At 69.4% G+C, this 22,387-nt stretch carries 22 protein-coding genes; 11 read left to right on the plus strand and 11 right to left on the minus strand.

Annotation, left to right across the window (positions count from 1 at the left end):
• Positions 1 to 235: 235 nt before the first annotated feature.
• The gene (locus ACFYSC_RS35740; RefSeq protein WP_389970435.1) at positions 236 to 901 is read right to left on the minus strand and encodes a TetR/AcrR family transcriptional regulator; all 666 of its coding nucleotides are present in this window, start codon (positions 899 to 901) and stop codon (positions 236 to 238) included.
• Positions 902 to 1,006: 105 nt separating this feature from the next.
• On the opposite strand from ACFYSC_RS35740, the gene ACFYSC_RS35745 reads away from it, so the two are divergent.
• On the plus strand, positions 1,007 to 1,954 hold the full coding sequence (locus tag ACFYSC_RS35745; RefSeq protein WP_389970438.1) for an SDR family NAD(P)-dependent oxidoreductase: 948 nt from the start codon (positions 1,007 to 1,009) through the stop codon (positions 1,952 to 1,954).
• A 167-nt stretch (positions 1,955 to 2,121) separates the two neighbouring features.
• Here ACFYSC_RS35745 and ACFYSC_RS35750 read toward each other — a convergent pair whose 3' ends face one another.
• Entirely contained in the window at positions 2,122 to 2,979 is an 858-nt protein-coding gene (locus ACFYSC_RS35750) for an NAD(P)H-binding protein (protein ID WP_389970441.1), read from the minus strand.
• Between the two features lie 90 nt (positions 2,980 to 3,069).
• Between ACFYSC_RS35750 and ACFYSC_RS35755 the strand changes: the two genes are divergently transcribed.
• Entirely contained in the window at positions 3,070 to 3,828 is a 759-nt protein-coding gene (locus tag ACFYSC_RS35755; protein ID WP_389970444.1) for a TetR/AcrR family transcriptional regulator, read from the plus strand.
• Between the two features lie 54 nt (positions 3,829 to 3,882).
• Here the strand turns inward: ACFYSC_RS35755 and ACFYSC_RS35760 are convergent, their stop codons facing one another.
• A complete protein-coding gene (locus tag ACFYSC_RS35760; RefSeq protein WP_389970447.1) occupies positions 3,883 to 5,121 on the minus strand; it encodes an iron-containing alcohol dehydrogenase in 1,239 nt (412 codons plus the stop codon).
• Here ACFYSC_RS35760 and ACFYSC_RS35765 point away from each other — a divergent pair.
• Entirely contained in the window at positions 5,120 to 5,308 is a 189-nt protein-coding gene (locus tag ACFYSC_RS35765) for a hypothetical protein (RefSeq protein WP_389970450.1), read from the plus strand. The two genes, ACFYSC_RS35760 and ACFYSC_RS35765, sit on opposite strands and share 2 nt — an antisense overlap.
• On the opposite strand, the gene ACFYSC_RS35770 is transcribed toward ACFYSC_RS35765, so the two are convergent.
• The 6 genes from ACFYSC_RS35770 to ACFYSC_RS35795 all read right to left on the minus strand — a co-directional run bounded on the left by ACFYSC_RS35770 (position 5,284) and on the right by ACFYSC_RS35795 (position 12,165).
• Positions 5,284 to 6,744 carry an NAD-dependent succinate-semialdehyde dehydrogenase gene (locus tag ACFYSC_RS35770; protein ID WP_389970453.1) on the minus strand — a complete coding sequence of 487 codons (1,461 nt, stop codon included), beginning with the start codon at positions 6,742 to 6,744 and terminating at the stop codon, positions 5,284 to 5,286. The genes ACFYSC_RS35765 and ACFYSC_RS35770 overlap by 25 nt on opposite strands.
• 49 nt (positions 6,745 to 6,793) lie before the next feature.
• Positions 6,794 to 7,870 carry an ABC transporter ATP-binding protein gene (locus ACFYSC_RS35775; RefSeq protein WP_389970456.1) on the minus strand — a complete coding sequence of 359 codons (1,077 nt, stop codon included), beginning with the start codon at positions 7,868 to 7,870 and terminating at the stop codon, positions 6,794 to 6,796.
• Entirely contained in the window at positions 7,870 to 8,937 is a 1,068-nt protein-coding gene (locus tag ACFYSC_RS35780; protein WP_389970459.1) for an ABC transporter ATP-binding protein, read from the minus strand. Before ACFYSC_RS35780 ends, ACFYSC_RS35775 begins: the two co-directional genes overlap by 1 nt.
• Entirely contained in the window at positions 8,937 to 9,848 is a 912-nt protein-coding gene (locus ACFYSC_RS35785) for a carbohydrate ABC transporter permease (protein ID WP_389970462.1), read from the minus strand. Before ACFYSC_RS35785 ends, ACFYSC_RS35780 begins: the two co-directional genes overlap by 1 nt.
• Positions 9,848 to 10,714, minus strand: a complete 867-nt coding sequence (locus tag ACFYSC_RS35790; protein ID WP_389970465.1) for a carbohydrate ABC transporter permease — start codon at positions 10,712 to 10,714, stop codon at positions 9,848 to 9,850. Before ACFYSC_RS35790 ends, ACFYSC_RS35785 begins: the two co-directional genes overlap by 1 nt.
• Positions 10,715 to 10,794: 80 nt before the next feature.
• Positions 10,795 to 12,165 carry an extracellular solute-binding protein gene (locus ACFYSC_RS35795; protein WP_389970467.1) on the minus strand — a complete coding sequence of 457 codons (1,371 nt, stop codon included), beginning with the start codon at positions 12,163 to 12,165 and terminating at the stop codon, positions 10,795 to 10,797.
• A 442-nt stretch (positions 12,166 to 12,607) separates the two neighbouring features.
• Here ACFYSC_RS35795 and ACFYSC_RS35800 point away from each other — a divergent pair, with 442 nt between their 5' ends.
• The 4 genes from ACFYSC_RS35800 (at position 12,608) to ACFYSC_RS35815 (ending at position 16,649) form a co-directional block, all read left to right on the plus strand.
• Positions 12,608 to 13,351 carry a GntR family transcriptional regulator gene (locus tag ACFYSC_RS35800; RefSeq protein ID WP_389970470.1) on the plus strand — a complete coding sequence of 248 codons (744 nt, stop codon included), beginning with the start codon at positions 12,608 to 12,610 and terminating at the stop codon, positions 13,349 to 13,351.
• A gap of 92 nt (positions 13,352 to 13,443) precedes the next feature.
• Positions 13,444 to 14,013, plus strand: a complete 570-nt coding sequence (locus tag ACFYSC_RS35805) for a DJ-1/PfpI family protein (protein WP_389970473.1) — start codon at positions 13,444 to 13,446, stop codon at positions 14,011 to 14,013.
• A 19-nt stretch (positions 14,014 to 14,032) separates the two neighbouring features.
• Positions 14,033 to 14,854, plus strand: coding sequence for an alpha/beta fold hydrolase (locus ACFYSC_RS35810; protein ID WP_389970476.1), 822 nt, complete (start codon positions 14,033 to 14,035; stop codon positions 14,852 to 14,854).
• Between the two features lie 376 nt (positions 14,855 to 15,230).
• Positions 15,231 to 16,649, plus strand: coding sequence for a non-reducing end alpha-L-arabinofuranosidase family hydrolase (locus ACFYSC_RS35815; protein WP_389970479.1), 1,419 nt, complete (start codon positions 15,231 to 15,233; stop codon positions 16,647 to 16,649).
• Positions 16,650 to 16,892: 243 nt separating this feature from the next.
• Here the strand turns inward: ACFYSC_RS35815 and ACFYSC_RS35820 are convergent, their stop codons facing one another.
• Complete coding sequence (locus ACFYSC_RS35820) at positions 16,893 to 17,624, minus strand: SDR family NAD(P)-dependent oxidoreductase (RefSeq protein WP_389970482.1); 732 nt, start codon at positions 17,622 to 17,624, stop codon at positions 16,893 to 16,895.
• Between the two features lie 90 nt (positions 17,625 to 17,714).
• On the opposite strand from ACFYSC_RS35820, the gene ACFYSC_RS35825 reads away from it, so the two are divergent.
• Positions 17,715 to 18,140, plus strand: coding sequence for a MarR family winged helix-turn-helix transcriptional regulator (locus tag ACFYSC_RS35825; protein ID WP_389970485.1), 426 nt, complete (start codon positions 17,715 to 17,717; stop codon positions 18,138 to 18,140).
• A 116-nt stretch (positions 18,141 to 18,256) separates the two neighbouring features.
• Here ACFYSC_RS35825 and ACFYSC_RS35830 read toward each other — a convergent pair whose 3' ends face one another.
• Positions 18,257 to 19,411 carry a methyltransferase gene (locus ACFYSC_RS35830; RefSeq protein ID WP_389970488.1) on the minus strand — a complete coding sequence of 385 codons (1,155 nt, stop codon included), beginning with the start codon at positions 19,409 to 19,411 and terminating at the stop codon, positions 18,257 to 18,259.
• A gap of 500 nt (positions 19,412 to 19,911) precedes the next feature.
• On the opposite strand from ACFYSC_RS35830, the gene ACFYSC_RS35835 reads away from it, so the two are divergent.
• The 3 genes from ACFYSC_RS35835 to ACFYSC_RS35845 all read left to right on the plus strand — a co-directional run bounded on the left by ACFYSC_RS35835 (position 19,912) and on the right by ACFYSC_RS35845 (position 22,298).
• Entirely contained in the window at positions 19,912 to 20,256 is a 345-nt protein-coding gene (locus ACFYSC_RS35835; protein ID WP_362941548.1) for a hypothetical protein, read from the plus strand.
• A 285-nt stretch (positions 20,257 to 20,541) separates the two neighbouring features.
• Positions 20,542 to 21,204, plus strand: a complete 663-nt coding sequence (locus ACFYSC_RS35840) for a DUF998 domain-containing protein (protein ID WP_389970491.1) — start codon at positions 20,542 to 20,544, stop codon at positions 21,202 to 21,204.
• 185 nt (positions 21,205 to 21,389) lie between these two features.
• A complete protein-coding gene (locus tag ACFYSC_RS35845; protein ID WP_389970494.1) occupies positions 21,390 to 22,298 on the plus strand; it encodes a hypothetical protein in 909 nt (302 codons plus the stop codon).
• Positions 22,299 to 22,387: the final 89 nt, after the last annotated feature.

Below are 22,387 nucleotides of genomic sequence, written 5' to 3' on the forward strand. Positions count from 1 at the left end.
GATGTCTTGAAGCTTTGCGCGCAGATCCACGCTATTCGATCTCCGCCGTTTCACCGTCGTGCGCCCCCGGCATGTGGACGCCCTCACCCTTCTGCCCGAACGGCTCTGAACGCGGAGTCAGAACGCGTCTCGTGTCATGTACACGTAGTGGTCACCTGGCGTTGGTGTCGCGTGTCCGACGGGGCCGGTCCCGGCCGAGGATCGAGGCTCCGGGACCTGTCCGGTGCACGGCGGGTCAGCGGCGGGGTAGCACGCCCAGGAGGGTCGCGGTCAGGGCCAGCTTCAAGGAGTCCTTCAGGTCCACGTGGAAGCGGGCGAGGTCGGGCTCGGCCTGGTAGGCCGCCTGCAGGCTGGGTGGGGGTGTGCTGTATGCCGACAGCGCGCCGGCCATGACCATGGTCTGCAGGCTGAACAGCGTCGCGTTCTCGCCCAGCTCCGGCAGGTGGTTCCGGATCAGGGCGCTCATGGTCGTCAGGCGGTCCAGGGAGGCGCGCTTGTACCGTGCCACGACCTCGACGGAGACGTTGTGCTCCAGGACGCCGCCCTGCGCGCCGAAGAGGTCGCACAGCACCGTTCGGCTGGAGAGCGAGCGGCTGAGGATCTCTGCCACGGCTGTCGCCCGCTCGGCCATGGGGAGGTTCTCGTCGATTCCGGCGGCCAACTCGTCCGCCAGTTCCGTCAGCCACTCCTGCAGGAAGCGGTCCAGCAGTTCCAGCAGCACCGCCTCGCGGGACTCGAAGTAGCGCAGCACGTTCGGCTTCGCCAGGCATACCCGGCGGCTGAGCTCGTTCAGGGTGACCGCGGCCACGGGCATCTCGTGGAGCATCGCCGACGCCGTGTCGAGGATCGCCCGCCGGCGGATCTCCCGCTGCTCTTCGGTTCGCGCCCGCTTGAAGCCCACGATCGCCAGCCTATCTTAAGTACCCTCGGTACGTTGACAACGTACCGAGGGTACTTTAGCGTTGCGGACAGAAGATACCTTCGGTACTTTAGATGGGAGCCCGGCATGGGCAAGAAGTGGACGACGGCGAACATCCCAGACCAGCGCGGGCGGGTGGCCGTGGTGACCGGGGCCAACACCGGACTGGGATACGAGACCGCCAAGGCGCTCGCCGGACGCGGGGCGTCCGTGGTCCTCGCCGTGCGCGACGTCGAGAAGGGCGAGCGGGCCGCGGCCCGCATGACCGGCGACGTGATCGTGCAGGCCCTGGATCTGACCTCGCTCGACTCCGTCCGCACCGCCGCGGCGGCGCTGCGGTCCCGGTTCGACCGCATCGACCTGCTGATCAACAACGCCGGCGTGATGTACACCCCGAAGCAGACCACCCGGGACGGCTTCGAGATGCAGTTCGGCACCAACCACCTCGGCCACTTCGCGCTCACCGGGCTGCTGCTGGAGCTGATGCTGCCGGTGCCCGGCTCGCGCGTGGTGACGGTCAGCAGCACCGGCCACCGCATCCGGGCCGCGATCCACTTCGATGACCTGCAGTGGGAGCGGTCGTACAGCCGGGTCGCCGCCTATGGTCAGTCCAAACTGGCCAACCTGATGTTCACGTACGAGCTGCAGCGCCGTCTCGCCACGCGCGGCACCACCGTCGCGGTGGCCGCCCACCCCGGCGTGTCCAGCACCGAGCTCGCCCGCAACACCCCCGCGGCCTTCCGGCTTCCGCTCACCTGGCTCGCGCCGCTGATCACCCAGACGCCGGCGATGGGCGCGTTGCCGACCCTGCGCGCCGCCACCGACTCCGCCGTGCTCGGCGGCCAGTACTACGGTCCCGGCGGACGCTTCGAGGTCATGGGCCACCCCCGGCTGGTCGCCTCCAGTCCGGAGTCGTACGAGGTGGCCGTCCAGCAGCGGCTGTGGGCCGTCTCCGAAGACCTCACCGGGGTGAGGTTCCCCGCGGTCCGGTCCGATCAGAACCCGTTTCCCTCCGGATCGGCCATCACGATGTAGCCCGCGCCGGCAGGAGGCGCCGGCTCGTCCCGGTGGTCGTTGCGGAATCGGCGTCCGCTGTCTGATCGGTCTGGTCTCCGGCGAAGCCTGATCCGTGAGACGCGGGTCCCAGGGCTGCGAATTCGCGTGCCGTCAACGGTGGCATCGGCACAAGGTCTCGATCATGGTTACGTGGTGAGGCCCTTCAGCATCGAATGGACTGACGTGGCCGGGTGCTGGAGGAGGTTCTCGAGTTCTGGTCCGGTGGTGGCGAATTCCCCGCGGCGTGCCGCGCGGAACATGCCGAGCAGCATGTTCGCCTGATCCTCGGGCACACCATTGCCGATCATCGTGGCCGTCCACGCCGCGTCGTCGGCGACGACGCGGCGGATGGCGCGCCCGGTGAGTTCGGTGGCGATGCCGGCGATGTCGGCCAGATCGAGCGCTTCCGGTGCGGTGAGCGGCGGAGTCGGACCGTCGAACCGGCCCGGGTCCGCGAGGATGATCGCCGCCGCTTCGGCGAGGTCGGAATGCGTGGTCCAGGATATGGGCCCATCGGCCGGTGCGACGAGTTCGCCGGTCTCGAGGGCCCGGCCGAGCAGATGCCGGACGGTGTCGGCGTAGAACCCGTTGCGCAGCGCCGTGAACGGTGTTCCCGTCTTCGACAGGTGGTGCTCGGTGGCGGCGTGGTCGGGCATCGGTGCGAAGAGCGAGTCTTCGGCGGCGCCCTGGTGGCTCGTGTAGAGGATGCGCCGGGCTCCGGCGTCGCGGGCGGCGTCGATCGCCGCGATGTGCTGGGCGACCGCCTCTTCGCCCGCCCGGTCCGTCGAGACGATGAGCACCTGCGTCGCGCCCTCGAACGCGTGGGCGAGTGAGCCGGGGTCGGTGAAGTCTCCGTGGCGTACGCGTACCCCGCGCCCGGCCAGGTCGGCGGCACGGCCGGTGTCGCGGACGCTCACGCCGATCCCGTCCGCCGGGACCCGGGTGAGCAGCCGGTCGACGATTTGAGAGCCGAGCCGGCCGGTGGCGCCGGTAATGATGATCATGACCTGCCTCTTCGTCTGATAACAATGGAAACAAAAATATGCTACCAGTGTTAATAACCGAGATAGCAAGGGTGCGTTATCGTTGGAAGCGTGGCAGAGGTGAGGGCGGACGGCGTCGGTAGGCGCAAGACGCGAGTGAACATCGTGGAGTGCGCGGCGCGCCTCCTGCGTGAACAGGGCGCGAGCGCGGTCACCACCCGTGCGGTCGCGCAGGCGGCCGGAGTGCAGGCGCCGACCATCTACCGGTTCTTCGAAGACAAGGACGCGCTGCTCGACGCCGTCGCCGAACACGTCTTCGCCACCTATGTCGCCGGGAAGACCCTCGCTGAGGCCGGCGGCGATCCGATCGCGGACCTTCGGGCGGGGTGGGACGCCCATATCGGCTTCGGTCTCGCCAACCCGGCGTTGTTCGGTCTCCTCGCCGACCCCGTTCGCGGGGCTCGTTCACCGGCGTCGGCCGCCGGCCTGGAGGTTCTTCGCGCCCGGGTGCACCGCGTGGCGGCGATCGGCCGGCTCAGGGTCCCGGAAAAGCGTGCCGTCGACCTCATCCACGCCGCCGGGACCGGGACCGTGCTCACCCTGCTCGCCACCCCGCCGCAACACCGGGACCTCGACGTCGCGGACGCGATGTACGAGACGGTGGCGCGATCGATACTCACCGAGATGCCCACGCTCGCCGCGGACAGCCCGGTCGCGGCCGTCATCGCGTTCCGGGCCGTCGTGCCGAGGCTCACAACGCTCACCGACACCGAGCGCGCCCTGCTGTCGGAGTGGCTGGACCGAGTCGGTGACGGCCCGGCCCCTCCTCGTGCCTCGGCCGAATCCGACCCAGATCGACCGCTGACCTGACCGGCCCCGAACCACTGCGTGAAGCCAAGAACTCGTCGTCGTGTGAAAGGCCCGTCACCGTCTCCGCTCCGGAGCCGGGACGCGCCGGGTCCGGTCCCCGATCCAGGCCGCTTCGAGGATCGCGGTCAGGCTGGCGGTGTCGGTCGGGCCCGGATGGTTCTGGATCAGGCGGGTGACGCCACCCGCCATCTCCGCGAAGCGCGGGAGGTCGGCGCGTGCCACGCCGATGTCCGCCAAGGTGGCAGGGATGCCGATGCAGGCGAGGAGCCCGTCGAGCCAGGTGAGGAACGTATCTGCGGCCTCGGCCTCCGAGGCGCCGGTCACGTCGAGCCCGCACACCCCGGCGAGGACGGTCAACCGGTCGCCGATGGCGCCCTTGGCCGCGTCCAGCGCGTAGGGCAGCAGCAGCCCGACGCCCAGGCCGTGCGGTGTGTGGGTGGCCGCTCCGATGGGGTACTGGAGGGCGTGTGGAGCCGCGTTGCCCGCGTGGGAGAACGCGAGCCCGGCCAGCATGGACCCATAGGACATGTCCGCGCGCGCGTCCTTGTCGCCTCCGTCCTTGACGACACGGGGCAGGCTGCGGGCGATCCGCTCCGCGGCCAGGAGCGCGTAGTGATCGGTGATCGGGTTGCGGCCGAGGAAGACCTGCTCCACCGGGTCGCGCGGTCCGTGGACCCGTGGTCGCGCGGTGTAGCTCTCCACCGCGTGACAGAACGCGTCGATGCCGGAGTGGGCGGTGACGGCCGCAGGGCAGGTGTAGGTGAGCTCGGGGTCGACGATGGCGAAGTCGGGCACGATGTGGACGCTGGAGACTCCCACCTTCAGCTCGCGGTCCGGGTCGGTCAGCACGGAGACGGGCGTGAGTTCGGAGCCGGTGCCCGACGTCGTCGGGACCGCGACGAGGGGAATCGTCGGCCCGGGCACCTTCGACTCGCCGTAGAAGTCGCGCGGCGTCCCACCGTGGCACCGGATGACGCCGACGATCTTGGCGAGGTCGATCACCGTGCCACCCCCGACGGCGAGGATCACGTCGGCGTCCACCTCTGCGGCGACCGAGACGGCCAGGGCGACATCGGTGAGCGGCACGTCCGGAGTCGCGTCGGCGAACACCCCGACGACTTCGGCCTTCTCCCGTACGGCGGCTACGATCTCGGCCACGCCCGGCTGCCCCAGAAGGACCCGGTCGGTCACGATGAGGACTCGCGAGCCGCACTCGGCCACCACCCGTGGGATGTTCTGCGCGACCCCTTCGCCCACCATCAGCTGGCGTGGTCCGCGGACGGTCTCAAGCATGTCGGTGCCTCCCTGGAACGTCGGCGGTGATTCGCTGGGCGGACGTCCGGGTCACCCGCGAGACCGGGACGGCGTCGGCAAGGTCGGCTGCCGGGTGGCGCGGGCGCGCGCCGGGCTCCCGGACGCGGTGACCCTCGGCGGGCACCCGGAGCGGCAGGCCGGTCACGGTAGGTCGATCGCCGCGTAGGTGACGTCGAGGTACTCGAGGATGCCCTCGTGCGACCCCTCCTTGCCGATCCCGGACTGCTTCACGCCTCCGAACGGAGCCGACGGGTCCGAGATCAGACCACGGTTGACGCCGATCATCCCCGTCTCCAGCCCCTCGGTGAACCGGAGTGCCCGCTGGAGGTCGCGGGTGAAGACGTATCCGACCAGGCCGTGCTCGGTGTCGTTGGCCTTCGCCATCACCTCGTCGTCGGACGTGAACGAGATGATCGGCGCCACCGGGCCGAAGATCTCCGCCTCCAGTATCCGCGCGTCTTCGGGCACGTCGGCGAGGACCGTGGGCGGGTAGAAGTGGCCCGGCCCATCCGGACGCTCGCCGCCTGTCAGGACACGGGCGCCGCGATCGACCGCGTCGGCGACGAGCTCGTCGATCTTGGTGACCGCGGCCTCGTCGATCAACGCCCCGACGTCCACGCCGTCGTCGAGACCATGGCCCACCGAGAGCGCGCCCATCCGCTCGGCGAAGCGCGCCGTGAACTCCTCGCGCACCGGCTCCTCGACGTAGATCCGGTTGGCTGCGATGCAGGACTCCCCGATGTTGCGCATCTTGGCCACCATGGCGCCGTCGAGCGCGACGTCCAGGTCCGCGTCGGCACACACGATCAGGGCCGCGTTGCCGCCCAGTTCCATGGAGGTGCGCAGCACGTTGTCCGCCGCCTGTCGTAGCAGCACGCGCCCCACCTCGGTCGACCCGGTGAACGAAAGCTTGCGGGTCCGGCGGTCGGCCAGCAGCGCTGAGACCACCTCGCCGGCACGCTTGGTCGTCACGACGTTGACGACGCCCGGGGGAACACCGACCTCCTCCATGATGCGGGCCAGCAACAGCATGGTGAGCGGCGTCTGGGCCGCCGGCTTGGTGATCGTCGTGCAGCCTGCCGCCAGCGCAGGAGCGATCTTGCGGGCGCCCATGGCCAACGGGAAGTTCCAGGGCGTCACGAAGACGCACGGTCCGACCGGCTTCGGCACGGTGAGGATGCGATATCCACCGGCGGGAGCGGTGTTGTAGCGCCCCTCGACGCGCACCGCCTCCTCGGCGAACCAACGGAAGAACTCGGCGCCGTAGGCCACCTCTCCCCGAGCCTCGGCGAGCGGCTTGCCCATCTCGAGCGTTATCAGCCGGGCGACCTCCTCGGATCGCCCGGTCAGTGCCCGGTACGTCGCGGTCAACAACTCCGACCGTTTTCGCGGCGGGGTCGCCGCCCACTCCGCCATCGCCTTGCTCGCCGCGTCCAGAGCGGCGAGCCCGTCGTCGACGCCGGCGTCCGCCACCTCGGCGATGGTCCTGCCGGTGGCCGGGTCCTCGACGACGAAGGTGGCTCCGCCGGCGGCGTCGCGCCAGGCGTCGCCGATCCGGAGCCGCCGGTGCTCGGGGGCCAGGACGTTCATCGGGTCACTCATCGCGTCGCCTCCTGTGATGTCCCTGGTTCGACGTCGCCGTCCTGCGCGGTCACCTCCCGGCCTCGGACAGCGCCAGCCCGGTGGCCGCGTCGAACAGGTGCGCGCGGTCCAGGTCGACCGTGACGAGCAGTCGCTCGCCCGGCGTACCGGTGACGGTGGGTCGTGCCTTGACCTTGAGGATCTCCGTCCCCACCTGCACGTCGACCACCGTCCGGTCACCGAGCGGCTCGAGGCCGTAGAGCTCACCCGGCAACGACGCGTTCCCACGCCGCTCGACGGACAGGTCCTCCGCGCGCAGGCCCAGCAGCAGCGGACGACCGTCCTCAGCCGTGGTCCAGCGGGGCCGCGGCAGCGTCCAGCCGTCCGCCCCGACCAGACGGTCTCCCTCGGCGCGGCAGGCGAGCAGGCTGATCGGAGGGCTCCCGACGAAGCCCGCGACCCACTGGTTGGCCGGACGCTCGTACACCTCGGCCGGCGTTCCGACCTGTTGCACCTTCCCCTCCTTGAGGACCGCGACCTGGTCGGCCATGGCCAGGGCCTCGACCTGGTCGTTGGTCACGTAGACGAAGGTCCCCCCGAGGCTCCGGTGGATGCGGGCGAGCTCGGTGCGCATCTCGACGCGGAGCTTGAGGTCGAGGTTCGTCAGCGGCTCGTCCATGAGGAACGCGCGCGGGCGGCGGACCAGCGCCCGGGCCAGGGCGACACGCTGCATCTCACCGCCCGACAACTGCGCGGGACGACGCTGCAGCAGACGTTCGATGTGCAGCAGGTCCGACATCCGCTCGACGGCGGCGGCGACCTCGCTCGAAGAACGGCGGCGTGCCCGCAGCGGCGAAGCGATGTTCTCGTACACCGTGTGCCGCGGGTAGAGGGCGTAGCTCTGGAAGACCATGGCCAGGTCGCGTGCGGCCGGGGTGTCACCGGTCGCGTCCCTCCCGTCCAGACGCACCGACCCGGCGTCGAGCTTCTCAAGGCCGGCGATCGCCCGCAGGGTCGTCGTCTTGCCTGCCCCGGACGGCCCGAGCACGACGAAGAACGAGCCGTCCGGCACGTCCAGCGTCACCCCGTCCAGGGCCTGGACCTTGCCGAAGGACTTGCACAGCCCGTGCACCGCCACGGTTCCCATCAGGCCACCAGCTCTTCCGTGCTCACGTCGTAGACCGGCGGGGGCCCGCCGGTGTGCCGCAGCCCGACCGATGCGTCAGTGGCGAAACGGACGGTCGGTGGCATCCGAACCCGTACGTCGTGCCGGCCGCCGTGGTCGACCACGTAGATGATCTCGTCGCCCAGCCACTCCGCCGAGACCACGCGGGCCGGGACCGAACGTTCCGCCCCTGGTTCCGTGACTTCCAGCGCCTCCGGCCGGACGCCTGCGACCAGGCGACGGTCGCGCGGCAGGCCCGGCGGTGGCGTGAGGACCAGTCCGCCCTGACCGCGCAGCTTCCCGTCGGCCACCTCCACCTCGATCAGGTTCATCGGCGGGGAGCCGATGAACGCGGCGCAGAAAAGACTCGCCGGACGGTCGTAGACTTCCAGCGGCGTGCCGATCTGCTCGACGCGGCCCTTGTTGAGGATGGCGATCCTGTGACCGAGCGACATCGCCTCGACCTGGTCGTGGGTGACGTAGACCATCGTCGTCCCCAGCTCCCCCTGCAGGTGCTTGATCTCCGTACGCATGTCCGCCCTCAGCTCCGCGTCCAGATTGGTGAGAGGTTCGTCCATGAGGAACGCGCGCGGTCGTCGTACCAGGGCGCGAGCGAGCGCGACGCGTTGCTGCTCCCCTCCGGACAGCCGGTGCGGTCGCCGGTCCAGGAGCGGACCGAGCCGCATCAGCCGGGCGGCCTCGCCGACCCGCTCGTCCACCTCCGACCTGGGCAGTCCCTCGGCCCGCAGTGGGAACGCCAGGTTGTCGCGGGTTCTCAGATGCGGGTAGAGAGCGTAGAACTGGAACACCATGGCGATGTCGCGCTCGGGGGGCGGCAGGTCGTTGACCAGCGTGGTGCCGATGCGGATGTCGCCCGCCGTCTGCCTCTCCAGGCCGGCCACGGCCCGCAGTGTGGTCGTCTTGCCGCAACCCGAAGGGCCGAGCATCACGAACAGCTCGCCGTCGCCGATGGACAGGTCCACGTGATCGACCGCGACCGTCCCGTCCGGGTAGCGCTTGTGCAGGGCGGTCACCTCGATGCCCGCCATCAGCGTCGCACCGCCCCGAGCGTCACACCGGCGACGAGGTGTTTGCGCACCAGGTAGGCGAAGACGAGCACCGGCAGGGCGAACACCACGGAGGCGGCGGCCACGAGACCCCAGTCCACAGTGGTTCCACCGATGAGGCCGGCGATGGCGGGTGGGGCCGTCCGCACGGTGTCACCGGAGGTGAGGAAGATGGCGAACACGAACTCGTTCCACGAGAAGATGAGGGCGAAGACCGCCGTCGCGGCGATGCCGGGCACGAGCAGGGGAAGGGTGAACCGCCGGAACGCCTGCAGGCGGGTGTGGCCGTCGAGCATGGCGGCCTCCTCGTACTCCGCGGGCACCTCGTCGACGAACCCCTTCATCATCCAGATCGTGAACGGGACGTTGAACGCGGCGTAGATGAGGATCAGGCCGAGCTTGGTGTCGATGAGCCCGACCTGCCGGTACATGAGGAAGATCGGGATCACGACCACCACGGGCGGCATGAAGCGGGTGGACAGGATGAAGAACAGCTGGTCCTTCTTGGCCTTCACGGCGAAGCGCGAGTAGGCCCAGGCCGCCGGGACCCCCAGTACGGTGGCCAGCACCGTGGAGGTCCCGGCCACCACGACGGAGTTGAGGAACGCGACGGACAAGGCCGAGCGACCGCCGCCGGAGGCGACGAACACGTCCTTGAAATGGTCCAAAGTGATCTTGAAGTCGAAGAACTTGGCCGGGACGGCGTAGACGTCCCGGTTCTCCTTGATGGACGTCTCGATCATCCACAGCACCGGGAAGAGCATCACGACGGCCAGCACGGTCAGTAGCGCGACCTCCAGCACGGAGCGGCCCCGGCCGCCGAAGCGGCGTGTGGGGGGCGTGTGATCCCGGCCAGGACCCGCGGACACGGCCTCGTCGACGGAGACGGCCATCAGTCCTCCTTGAGCTTGTTCAAGTAGCGCAGGTAGAGCTGCGTGAGGACGATGACGACGAGGACCATGAGGATCCCGTACGCCGAGGCGGTTCCGGTGTTGAAGCCCAGGAACGCGACCTTGTAGACGTGGAACGACAACGTCTCGGTGGAGACCCCGGGACCTCCGCTGGTGAGGATGTAGACGAGGTCGAACAGCCGGAACGCCTCGATGGCCCTGAACAGCACGGCGATGAGGAGCAGCGGCCACACCAGCGGAAGAGTGATGGTGCGGAACCGGAACCACTCGGACGCCCGGTCGATCGAGGCGGCCTCGTACAGGTACCTGGGGACCGCGGTGAGGCCCGCGAGTGCGATGAGCATGATGAACGGCGTCCACTGCCAGGTGTCGACCACGATCAGGGAGATCAGTGCCGTTCGCTGCCGGGTGAGCCACTCCACCTGTCCCAGGCCGAGCGAGCCGAGCATGCTGTTGATCACGCCGAACTGCGCGTCGAGCATGAACCGCCAGAACAGCCCGACCACGACCTGCGACAGCATCATCGGAACCAGGAACAGGGTGGTCAGCAGTCCTCGCCCGTGCGTGCGCCGTGAGATCAGGTAGGCGATGGTGAAACCGAGCACGGTCTGCAGGGCGACCGCGCCGCACACGTAGATCAACGTCGTCAGGGCCCTCAGGTGGACCTGCGCCGACGTCAGGATGGCGGTGTAGTTCTCGAACCAGACGAAATGGGCCGGCCCCCCGCGGGTGGCCGAGTAGTCGGTGAAAGACAGGTACAACGCCCACAGCAGCGGGAACACCGACATCGCGAGCAACAGCAGCAGCGCGGGGGAGACGAAGGTCACGGCGAGCCCGCGGTCGCTCAACCGGCGAGACCGGCCCGGTGCGGGCGGCGTCGCGGACGCCACCTGCCCGGGGTGATCGGTCGTCAGAGGGACGGGGTCACTCACAGCCCGCCGCCGCCCTTGCGGCTGCTGGAGTCGAGCACGCTCTGCTGCTCCCTGGCGATGTCGTCGAGCGCCTCCTTCGGCTTCTTCGCGCCGTTGAGAGCCGCGTTCACGTTGGTGTTCTCGATGTCGACGAGGCGCGCGTACTCGGGGACGTTCCACATGTCCCGCATCCGTGTGACCGAGTCGGCGTACACCTGGTTGAACGGCCCGGCATCGAGGAACTCGGGCGACTCCAGGGCGTCCGTACGCGATGGCACGCCACCGGCCGCGGCCCACTTCTTCTGGATGTCGGCCTGCTCGAACCACTTCATGAAGTTCAGGGCCTCCGCCTGGTTCGCCTCGGAGGAGTAGGCCGACACGTGCATCCCCATGCCGCCGAGAGGCACCAGGTTCGTCTTCTGGCTCGGCAGGGTGGCGAAACCCAGCTTGTCGAGGATCTGCTCCCGCGTGGTGCCGAGCGTCGACTGCTTCGGGTCGAGCAGGCCACCGCTCGCGGCGATCCAGTTGAACGCGATGCACGCCTTGCCCTGGGCGACCGCCGCGTTCACCTCGTCGATGAACCAGTTGCCGGAGCCCTTGGCGGTCAGCGGTTTCATCTTGCCGACCAGGACGTCCATCGCCTCCTGGCCCGCCGCGTCGTTGATGACGCCGTCGATCTTGCGCGTCCCGGGGTTCCAGAGGTTGCCGCCGTAGACGCCGTTGACCGTGTTGTAGGTCACGGCCGCGGCGTCGGAGCCGTTGGCCTGGTGGAAAGCCAGCCCGCTGACGCCGGGGTTGTCCGCCTGGCACTTCTCGGCGACTGAGATCATTTCGTCCCAGGTCCGCGGTGGCCTGTCACCGATCAGGTCCTTGCGGTAGATCATCGTCCAGGTGTCGCCGAGCAGCGGCAGCCCGTACAGGCTGGCGTTTTCGTCGCGCTTCCCGGTCTCCGCCTGGGGGTACTGGCCGTAGGCCGCCAGGAGATACGGGTTGTAGGCTTTGACGTCGATGTTCTGCTTAACGAAGTCGGTGATGTCGAGGATGTTGCCGTTCGTCACGGCCTCGCCGATGTGTTGCGAGTCCAGGATCGGGATGTCGAAGTCGGTCTTGCGCGCTGCGAACTGGGTGAACATCGCGTCGTGCCAGTTGGCGTTCGGCACGGTGTTGACCTTGATGGTCACATTCGGCCGCTCCTTGGTGTACTCCGCGTTCGCGAAGTCCTCCAGCGCGTGGGCGGGGGGCCAGTCGAACCAGATGAAGCTGAGGGTCAGCGGGTCCTTGGTGAGCTCCGGGATGGTCGCCGGCGCCTTGGGAGCGCTCGCCTCCGTGTCACCGCCGCAAGCCGCCACGGTCGTGGCCACCAGCATGGCCGCCGTCGCCAGCTGCACCTTTCGGCCGGGAACGGATATTCGTCCTGTTCGCTGTGGATACCGCATCCTCTTGCCTGCTTTCTGGGGGGTGGGGACTTCCCGGGCCTCGCTACGTGCTTCGCCGAGCAGCCGCCGGGTCGTTCAGGCGCGTTGCCTGCTGTCGCAGGGGTTGATCCGCGGGCCGGCGTCACGGGCACGCCGCGACGCGATGGGGCTTCAGGCGGTCGGGAAGTCCTTCGGTCCTTGTGAGACCCGGTGGCGACCCGAGTAGGACGTCGAGCATGCTCATGGAGCTCCAACTGATCGAAGCGGAGCGATGGCGGACGGTTCCGCGATGGGCGAAGGATGGCCGGCATCCGCCACCTTTCCTATACGATCTGATTGGGGGCGTCAATATCCCGCAGCGTTGCGGCCGATGTCGGCAGGTTCCCGAAGACGCAAGAAAGGACGTCATGTCACGATGGACGACGAAGCGATGATCGCGCGGCGCCAGGGGGCCGTGACGGGCGGAACGTCGCCGGGGAGATCTCGCGGCCGGCTTGCCGACGAGGTGTACGACACGCTGCTCGGACAGCTGATGTCGCTACGGATCGAGCCCGGCTCCCGCGTCACGATCGACGCCCTGGCGCGAGAGCTGGGGGTCTCGCAGACGCCGATCCGGGACGCTCTGAACCGCATGGAGGCCGAGGGCCTGGTCGTGCGTGTGCCCCATGCCGGCTATCGCATTCCCCCCCAGATCACCCGTCAGCGATTCGAGGACATGCTCGAGGTCCGCCTGCTCCTCGAACCGGCGGCCGCGCGCAGATCCGCCGAACGCGCGTCCTCGGAGCAGGTGGCCGGTCTGCGGCGGATGCTGGAGGAGATGGCGGAGCTGGAGGGGGGCGACGGGCTCCTGGCCTACGGCGCGTTCGGGCTGCGCGACGCCGCTTTCCACGATCTCGTCGCCCTGAGCACGGAGAACCAGGTCATCCGCGAAGCGCTCGCCCGCCTGCACGCGCACGTGCACCTGTTCCGGCTTCTCCACGACACCCAGGTCACCCACCTGGCCATGGCCGAGCACGAAGAGGTTCTGGCCGCGATCGCCGCGCGTGACCCCGACGCCGCCGCCTACGCCATGCGCCGGCACATCCTGCTGTCCGGCGAGCGGTTCCGGCGATTGTTCGACGAGGCCCAGGGGGCGGACGGAATGGCGGCAGAGGCTTGACGGGTGGGCTGGGCCAAGGAATGCTGACTCAATCAGATCGGATTGGATCGGATTGGATCCACCTCACCCGCCTCAGATGCGAGGAGAAGTAGGTGCCCAGAGCGCTGCTCCTGACCGGCGACGCCGCCGAGGAGCTCGACACCATGTATCCCTACTATCGCGTGCAGGAGGGCGGCTGGGACGTCGACGTCTCGTCGAGGACGATGCGTGACGTTCAGCTGGTCATCCACGAGTTCGACCCTGACTCCGACGCCTACGTGGAGAAGAACGGCCGGAAGCTGCCGGTCGACGTGCCCTGGGCCGAGGTCGACGTCGAGCGCTATGACGCCCTCATCATTCCCGGGGGACGTGCCCCCGAGTGGATCCGGGTGGACGCCGACGTCAGGCGTATCACCGAGCACTTCTTCGCGCGTGACCTCCCGATCGCGCTGGTGTGCCACGGCGCGCAGGTGCCGGCTGTGTACGGGCTGCTGAAGGGCCGGAAGACGGCGTGCTTCCCCCCCATCACCGGCGACATGGAGAACGCGGGTGCGACGGTCATCGACGCTCCCGACGTCGTGGACGGCAACCTCGTCTCCTGTCGGGGGTGGCCCGACATGCCGCAATTCGGCAAGGCCATGATGGAGCTCTTCTCGAAGTCCGTCGACTCCGCATCGGCATGAGCACGCCTGGCCTGTCTCGGTGACGGCACTTCGGACCGTCACCGTCGACGGCTCCCCCGTCCACGTCATGGAGAGCGGCACCGGGCCCGCGGTGCTGATGCTGCACGGCTCCGGACCCGGTACGACCGGATCCGGAGCCTGGGCGACGACGGCACAGGCGCTGGGCACGTCCTGGCGCCTGGTGGCTCCTGACCAGGCGGGGTTCGGCCGTACGCCGATCCCGGAGGGCGCCAGGGGCGGGCTCCGGCTGTGGACGGAGCAGGCCGCGGGCCTGATGGACGCTCTAGGTGTCGAGTACTACGCGGTGGTGGGCCACTCCATGGGCGGTGCCGTGGCGCTGGCGTTGGCGGCCGCGCGTCCCCGGCAGGTCACCCATGTCGTGGCGGTCTCGACGATGGGCGCCCCCGGAGCGCCGCTGTCCGCCGAGCTCGACGCGGTCTGGGCCGCCCCCGCCGGCCCGGTCGGGGCACGGGACATGTTGAGTCGCCTCGTCCTCGACCAAGCGCTCGTGACCGAGTCGGCCGTCGCCGCCCGTGCGGCTGCGATGCGGGCGGGGGCGGCCGCATTCGCGTCGTTGTTCCCTCCACCCAGGGCACGCTGGGCCGACGACCTCACCCTCTCGGCGCGAACGCTGGCGGGGATCCGCGCGCCCGTGCTGCTCGTCCACGGCGCCGAGGACCGGGTCACCCCGCTCGGGACGGCGGCCCTGCCCCTGCTCGAACACCTGGCCGATGTCTGTCTGCACGTGCTCGGCCGATGCGGGCATGTGCCGGCGCTCGAGCACCCGCACGACTTCAGGCGGCTCCTGTCGTGCTTCCTCGGCCGGGAACGAAGTCACTGATCACCGCGACAGGTCCCCGGCCCGTGCCTATTCGGTTGAAAGTTTCATCACCGGTCGTCTCGTGCGTGGTGAGGGCCGGGCCGGTAATGCCAGGTGGGTGCCTTCCGTAAGGCCGAGGCGCCGCCGCGCCTCCTGGCTTTGTCTTGACGCGTCCTGATGAGTCCTTGTTTGATCCGCAATTACCACCGGCATCCACAACTGTGGACACGGCTCCTCGCGTCGCAGAAATGTGAGCGCTAACACTCCCGTGAGACCACTGCGGTTTTCCCTGGTGTGGCCAGCTTCGCCACGCCCTCACCCCCAAGGAGAACGAACAATGGATTCACCCCCCATTCGTGTGAGGAGCGGCGGGCGTCGTTCGCCGGCCGGTGCCGGCGTGCGCCTCGTGGCGGTGCTGGCCACGGTGCTGACGACGGTGATCGCGGCCGTTGCGACCTGGTCGGCGCCGGCCTCGGCGGCGGTGGCGCCGCTGGTGAGCGCGGCGTCGGGACGGTGCCTGGACGTGGCGGGCAACACCGACACCCTGGGCGCGGGCCTGCAGATCTGGGACTGCACCGGTCAGGCGAACCAGGCGTTCGAGTTCACCTCCGCGGGTGAGCTGCGGACGTTCGGCGGCACGCGGTGTGTGGACGCCTACGGCCAGGGGACCTCGCCGGGCACGAAGGTGGTCATCTGGTCCTGCAGCGGTCAGGCCAACCAGAAGTGGCAGCAGAACGCCGACGGCTCCATCAGGGGAACGCAGTCGGGCCTGTGCCTGGACGTGACCGGAGCCGGTACGGCCAACGGCACCGCGGTCACCCTGTGGACCTGCAACGGGCAGAGCAACCAGAAGTGGAGCGGCTCCGGAGGAAACCCGGACCCGACGGTCACGCCGACGTCGCCCGGTACGTGCAACCTCCCCACGAGCTACCGCTGGACCTCGACCGGCCCGCTGGCCACCCCGAAGTCGGGCTGGGTGTCGCTCAAGGACTTCACCAACGTCGTCTACAACGGCAAGCACCTGGTCTACGCCACCACCCACGACACCGGCAGCAGCTGGGGCTCGATGAACTTCGCCCCGTTCACCAACTGGTCGGACATGGCCTCGGCCACCCAGACCAAGATGAACTTCTCCACCGTCGCCCCCACCCTGTTCTACTTCGCGCCCAAGAACATCTGGGTCCTGGCCTACCAGTGGGGCGGCACCGCCTTCTCCTACCGAACCTCGACCGACCCGACCAACGCCAACGGCTGGTCGGCCCAGCAGACCCTCTTCACCGGAAGCATCTCCGGCTCCGGCACCGGCCCCATCGACCAGACCCTCATCGGTGACGGCACCAACATGTACCTGTTCTTCGCCGGCGACAACGGCAAGATCTACCGGGCCAGCATGCCCATCGGCAACTTCCCCGGCAGCTTCGGCTCCAGCTACACCACCATCATGAGCGACACCACGGCCAACCTCTTCGAAGGCGTCGAGGTCTACAAGCTCCAGGGCCAGAACAAGTACCTCATGCTGGTCGAGGCCATGGGCTCCCAGGGCCGCTACTTCCGCTCCTTCACCGCCACCAGCCTCGACGGCACCTGGACCCCCAACGCCGCCACCGAGGCCAACCCCTTCGCCGGCAAGGCCAACAGCGGCGCCACCTGGACCAACGACATCAGCCACGGTGACCTGGTCCGCGCCAACCCCGACCAGACCAAGACCGTCGACCCCTGCAACCTCCAGCTCCTCTACCAGGGCCGCAGCCCCAGCTCCGGCGGCGACTACGGCCTGCTGCCCTACCGGCCCGGCCTGCTGACCCAGCAGCACTGACGACCCGGCAGCGCTGACGACCCTGCACCGGCCCCGCCCGGACACCCCCGGTCTCCCCACGGCGACGGCACACGCCGCATCGGGTGAGAACCGGTCAGGACCCGGGCGGGCCCCAGGCGGTGGGCTAGGCACGGAACCGAGCCCACCGCGACCACACGGGGGACGGCGCCGGTGGGCGGGCCGCGGAACTCGGCCGGTCCCCGGCGGACCGTCCGCCCGGACCGCCTCGCCGGGCCCGAATCCTCAGATCATGCCTCCCGCGGCATGGATGGTCTGGCCTGTGATCCAGCGGCCGGCGTCGGAGGCGAGGAAGGCGACGATCTCGGCGATGTCGGACGGTTCGCCCAGACGGCCCAGCGGCGTGCGGGCCCTTGCGTCGTCGATGACATGCCGGGGGACGGTGTCGATGACGCCGGTCCTGGTCAGGCCGGGCAGGACGCTGTTGACCGTGACGGACCTGGAGCCCACCTCCCAGGCCAGGGTGCGGGCGAGCTGGTCGCCCGCGGCCTTGCCCGCGGCGAGCAGCGCCATGCCGGGCAACGGTGAGACCGTCAGGGCGGAAGAGATCATGATGATCCGGCCGTGGTCGCGGATGCGCCGTGCGGCCTCGCGGAGGGCCACGAATGCGGCCCGGATGTTCGCGTGCACGTACCGGTCGAAGTCGTCGTCGGTGGCATGGGACAGCGGCCCCGCGGTCACCGTGGCCGCGTTGTTCACCCACACGTCCACGCGGCCGTAGTGGTTTTCGGCGGTGTCGAACAGCTCCTTGACGGCTCCGGGCCGAGTGATGTCGGTGCGGACCGCGGTGGCCAGCCCGCCCGCGTCCTTGATCCGGGTGACGGCCCGCGCCGCCGCCTCCTGGTCGCGGGAGCCGATGACGACGCGCATCCCCGCTACGGCGAGCCGCTCGCCGATCGCGCGTCCGATGCCACGTGATCCCCCGGTGATGACCGCCACCCGTTCCTCGGCACGCATGACTCCTCCGATTCATTGACTATATCGATAGTCGAGATAGTCGACTATTTTGGTGGAGGATGTCAATGGTCGAGGTAGTAGACTTTCCCCATGGCCGCCGCCCCTGAGGACACACTCGTCGAAACACTGATCGGCCTCTTTCAGGAGGTCGACGGTCTGTTCGGTGCGGCCAGTCGCCGGCTGGGGCTGACCCCTCAGCAGGCGCAGCTGTTGTGCTTCGCCCGGCATCGCCGGCCGTCCTCCGGTGAGCTGGCGGCCCTGCTGCACTGCGACAAGACCAACATCACCGGTCTGGTCGACCGGCTTCAGCGACGCGGCCTGCTCACCCGCCGGCCCGATCCCGATGACCGCCGCGTGACCCACATCCACCTCACCGCTGAAGGCGAAGCGCTCAGCGGCGAGTTCCAGCAGGTCATCGAAACGACCCTGACCGCGGGCTTCACCTCCTGGTCCGGCGCCGAACGCGACGACCTCATCCGCCTGCTGCGGTCCGCCACCTCGGCGCTACGTCCCTGACCGCGGTAGGCGCTGTGAGGGCCCTGACGCGAAGAGCCGAGGCGGCAGGGGCGCGGGCCGCCCGGCTCGTACCCCGTCGGCGGTGCCCGGCCGGCTTCGGGGTTTCGCGGGCGCGGTCAGCGTTTGACGGCGCGGAGGACGACGAACCTCGGGTCGCTCGCGACGACCTCGCAGTCACCGAAGAGACGGCGCAGCTTCACGTGGTAGCCGAGATGCCGGTTGGCCACCACCCACAGTTCTCCGCCGCGGCGCAGGGCGGCGCGTGACCCGTTGAACATGCGCCACGCCGTCGCGTCGGTCCTCGCCCGGTGCGTGTGGAACGGCGGGTTGGTCAGCACCAGGTCCACCGTCCCCGCCGGGACACCGGACATGCCGTCGGCCGCCAGGAACGTCGCCGTGACGTCCGTACCGGCGTTCGCCCGGAGCGTGGCCTCGGCCGACGCCAGCGCGTTGTAGGACTCGTCGATGAACGTCACCTCGGCCTCGGGGTCGGCCAGTGCCGCGGCGAGCCCGATCACCCCGTTGCCGCAGCCCAGGTCCACGACGTGCCCGCGGCCGTGGAGCGGCGGCAGGTTCCGCAGGAGGAAGCGGGTGCCGATGTCGAGGCGGTCGGCGCAGAAGGTGCCCGCGTGGTTGGTGACGGTCAGGCCCGAGACCGCGCCGACGCCGGTGGGGAGCGTGTGGCTCCGCGGCCACGGGGTGGCGTTCCGGGGCAGTGAGGGGTCCGGGGCGCAGAAGATGAGCCGCGCCTTCTTCACCGCGAGCGACGTCCTGGTCGGCCCGAGGAGACGCTCGAACAGCCGGAGCGTCGAGGTGTGGATCTCGGTGACCATTCCCGCGCCGACGACCAGGGTGCCCGCGTGCACGTGGGGTGCGAGGCGGTGCAGCTGGTCCTCCAGGAGCGAGAGCGTCTTGGGCACCCGGATCAGCAGCACGTCGATCCGCTCCGGCGGCTCGTCCATGGTCGTGCGGAGCCGTACCGTGCCGGGGGCGACGCCGTTGCGGGCGAGGTTCGCCCGGGTGGCCTCCTGGGTGAGGTGGGAGTCGGTGATCTGCACGGGGCGGTGATCGGCGAGCGCGGTGACCAGGGCGCCCCAGCGGTCGCCCAGCACGACCACGGTGCCCGTCAGGCCGGCCGGTCCACCCTCGGCCTCCCCGAGGTGCCGCAGGAGGTACTCGTCGGCGGCGTCCCAGGCGCGAAGCGGGTCGCGGGGATCCTCGGGGAAGCGGGTGAGGTCGAACTCACCTCTCGACGTGCTCAGACGGTTCATCGCCCCTCAGGCTAGCGAGTCGAGGGACGCGCGGGCACACCCGCGTGCCGGCCGGCGGATCGCGGGTTCCGGGGCCGTCTCCGGCCGGATCGCCGGACCGGGACGGGACCCCGGGCGGGCTGGAACGGTATCCGGGACGCGGGTCGCCGCAGGCAGACGCCCAGGTGTGATTTGTCCAGCGTCCAGCGTCGCGTCCCGAGCCGGACCTTGGACAAAAATCGCTGGGGCGGACGGCCCTTCCGGTGGCAGGGTGATGAACGTGCCCGGTGGACGCATCGCCGGGTCCCGGGCGTGAAGCCCACGGCCTCAGGCCGACGTCCCGTTCACGAAAAGACTCCGGACAAGGGCGTCGCCTCGCCCGCCGGCCGTCATGACGGAGCCGTCATCACACCGATGCCGGCCACCGGAGACGGCATCCGCGCCGGCGTGTCAGCGAACCCCGGAGAAACGGACGCCTCACCCCGGTGAGGTGACCGGATCACCCAGAAAAGGAGATCTTCATGTCCATGAGCACCCGCACGGCGAGCCTGCGCACCCGCGTCGCCGTCGTCGCCGCCGCCACCGTCGCCGCCGCCGGCCTCGGGGTCGGCGCCGGAGCGGCTCCGGCGTCGGCGGACGTCCATCGCGGTGTCGCCGGCTGCTTCGCCTGGTCATGGGGAGAGGGCAACACCTCTGTGACGGTGTACTGGCACAACCGGTGCAAGACCAAGCACAAGCTGAAGATCACGTACAAGGTCAACGTGTTCACCAAGAAGTACACGGCGGTCGTCGGGGGCGACGGGAAGGGCCACAAGAGGTTCCAGACCGCGGCGATCGTGTCCATCAAGGACGGGGGCCGTGCTTAGGCCGGCGTGACCTGCACCGGGACGGCGCGTGGTCGCGCCGCCCCGGTGCCGTGCCGCCCTCGGCTCCCGCCATCGGGGGCCGGGAGCCGAGGACGACGCGGTGGATTCGGCGGAGCGGGGCCGATCCGCTCAGCCGTCGAGCGCCGGAGGCCGAGGGCCGGTGAGCCCCATACCCAAAAAATCATGAAAAAGATCTGAGTGTCCTGTCGAAACAGGGTGACCCCGTTCGAAGCGTGATCGAGGGGCTGCGACGAAGTGAGCGGCCCTCCGATCACGAGGAGAGCCATGACTCAGCAGACCGCCCGGGCGGAGACCCTGACCCGTGATCCCCGTACGAACCTCACCCGGTCGCTTCTGGGCTGCGGCGTCATCGCCGGGCCGGTGTACGTCGCGACGTCACTCACCCAGGCGCTGACCAGGGACGGATTCGACCTCACCCGCCACGCGTGGAGCATGCTCGCCAACGGTGACCTCGGTTGGATCCAGGTCACGAATTTCCTGGCGACCGGCCTGATGATCGTCGCCTGCGCGGCCGGTCTGCGCCGAGCCCTCATCCCGGGGTACGGTGCGGTCTGGGCTCCCCGATTCGTCGCCGTGTACGGCTTGAGCATGGTGGGCGCGGGAACCTTCCGGGCGGATCCCGGGATGGGCTTCCCCGCGGGGACACCGGAGGGCCCGGGGCCGGTCAGTTGGCACGGCATGTCGCACTTCGCGTTCGGCGCCGTGGGCTTCCTCTGCCTGACCGCGGCGTGCCTCGTCATCGGCCGTCGCTTCGCCGCTGCGGGCCGTACCGGATGGGCGCTCTGTTCTGGGACCGTCGGGGTGCTGTTCTTCGCGTCATTCGCGACTCTCGCGGCCGGCGGCGCCGCCTGGACCATTTCGGCGTTCATCGTCGGGCTGGTGATCACCTTTTGCTGGCTCTCCGTCCTGTCGTTCCATCTCCGTTGAGGGAGGCGGACGGTCCTCGGGGTGGTGATGAGGGGTGGCTGCCGCAGACGGCCTGAAGTCCGTGGCTGAGCCGTCAGGCCTGCCACCTCGGTCTCCGTGTCCCAAAACGGCGTGTCGAAGCCGGTCAAGCAAAGACCTCAACGAATTCAAAGTGTAGTCAAGTGAATACTTATAGTGTTCGCATCGTGCCTACGCGTGAACACGAGATCTGGCTCGACCTCATCCAGGAACGCCCCTCTCTCGCCGCCGATCTGCTCGACTGCGTCCGCCCCGACACCGTCCCCGACTTCACTTCCGCTCGCGTGGAGTCAGGCGACCTCAACGACCACAAACCCACCGAATACCGCGCCGACACCGTCGTGAGCCTCCGCGACGAGCACACCGACATCGTCGCCGCCGTCATCGTCGAGGTCCAGCGTCGCCAAGACCTCCGCAAACGCTGGAGCTGGCCGGCCTACCTCGCCACCCTGCGCGCCCGCCTGCGCTGTCCGGTCCTGCTGCTGGTCATCAGCCCCTGTCCCGACACCGCCATCTGGTCCGCCAGCCCCATCGTGCTCGGCCACCCCGGCCTGATCCTCACCCCCCTGGTGCTGGGGCCCGAGCAGATCCCCGAGATCACCGACGCCGGCCAGGCGCGGCTCAACCCCGAACTGGCCGTCCTGTCCGCCCTCGTCCACGGCGACGGCGCCGGTGGCGAGAAGGTCCTCACCGCGATGCTCCACGGCCTGGACCACCTCGAGATCGACCGGGCGCAAGGTTATATTGACGAAGTGCTGGCCATGCTTCCTGTAGCGGCCCGCCAGATTCTGGAGGCGATGATGAGCACCGGAACCCGCGAGTACAAGAGCGAATACGCCCGCCACTACTTCGGAAAGGGCAAGGCCGAGGGCAAGGCGGAGGGCAAGGCCGAGGGCAAGGCCGAGGGGCAGGCTGAGGGCGAGGCGAAGATGCTGCTGCTCGTCCTGGCCGGACGGGGCATCGACGTCCCCGAGGACGCCCGCGCCCGCATCCTCGAGTGCACCGACCTGGAGCGGATCGAACAGTGGGGACGCCGCGCCGGGACGGCCGCCACCATCGACGAACTCTTCGGCTAAGGCGTGTCTGATAAATGATCTCGGTGGTGCGGTTAGATGATGCCTCGTGGTGCGACGAGGTGAACTGACCGACAAAGCCTGGCAGCGGA

This window comes from Streptosporangium sp. NPDC004379 (assembly GCF_042873875.1).
Lineage (GTDB): Bacteria > Actinomycetota > Actinomycetes > Streptosporangiales > Streptosporangiaceae > Streptosporangium.

What these genes read in the sequence shown, in the direction of transcription:
- ACFYSC_RS35830 (WP_389970488.1), bottom strand. Translation starts at nt 19,411, where the DNA reads ATGAACCGTCTGAGCACGTCGAGAGGTGAGTTCGACCTCACCCGCTTC.
- ACFYSC_RS35840 (WP_389970491.1), top strand. Translation starts at nt 20,542, where the DNA reads ATGACTCAGCAGACCGCCCGGGCGGAGACCCTGACCCGTGATCCCCGT.
- ACFYSC_RS35800 (WP_389970470.1), top strand. Translation starts at nt 12,608, where the DNA reads ATGGACGACGAAGCGATGATCGCGCGGCGCCAGGGGGCCGTGACGGGC.
- ACFYSC_RS35820 (WP_389970482.1), bottom strand. Translation starts at nt 17,624, where the DNA reads ATGCGTGCCGAGGAACGGGTGGCGGTCATCACCGGGGGATCACGTGGC.
- ACFYSC_RS35765 (WP_389970450.1), top strand. Translation starts at nt 5,120, where the DNA reads ATGTCGGTGCCTCCCTGGAACGTCGGCGGTGATTCGCTGGGCGGACGT.
- ACFYSC_RS35835 (WP_362941548.1), top strand. Translation starts at nt 19,912, where the DNA reads ATGTCCATGAGCACCCGCACGGCGAGCCTGCGCACCCGCGTCGCCGTC.
- ACFYSC_RS35745 (WP_389970438.1), top strand. Translation starts at nt 1,007, where the DNA reads ATGGGCAAGAAGTGGACGACGGCGAACATCCCAGACCAGCGCGGGCGG.
- ACFYSC_RS35785 (WP_389970462.1), bottom strand. Translation starts at nt 9,848, where the DNA reads ATGGCCGTCTCCGTCGACGAGGCCGTGTCCGCGGGTCCTGGCCGGGAT.
- ACFYSC_RS35770 (WP_389970453.1), bottom strand. Translation starts at nt 6,744, where the DNA reads ATGAGTGACCCGATGAACGTCCTGGCCCCCGAGCACCGGCGGCTCCGG.
- ACFYSC_RS35825 (WP_389970485.1), top strand. Translation starts at nt 17,715, where the DNA reads ATGGCCGCCGCCCCTGAGGACACACTCGTCGAAACACTGATCGGCCTC.
- ACFYSC_RS35775 (WP_389970456.1), bottom strand. Translation starts at nt 7,870, where the DNA reads ATGGGAACCGTGGCGGTGCACGGGCTGTGCAAGTCCTTCGGCAAGGTC.
- ACFYSC_RS35760 (WP_389970447.1), bottom strand. Translation starts at nt 5,121, where the DNA reads ATGCTTGAGACCGTCCGCGGACCACGCCAGCTGATGGTGGGCGAAGGG.
- ACFYSC_RS35750 (WP_389970441.1), bottom strand. Translation starts at nt 2,979, where the DNA reads ATGATCATCATTACCGGCGCCACCGGCCGGCTCGGCTCTCAAATCGTC.
- ACFYSC_RS35780 (WP_389970459.1), bottom strand. Translation starts at nt 8,937, where the DNA reads ATGGCGGGCATCGAGGTGACCGCCCTGCACAAGCGCTACCCGGACGGG.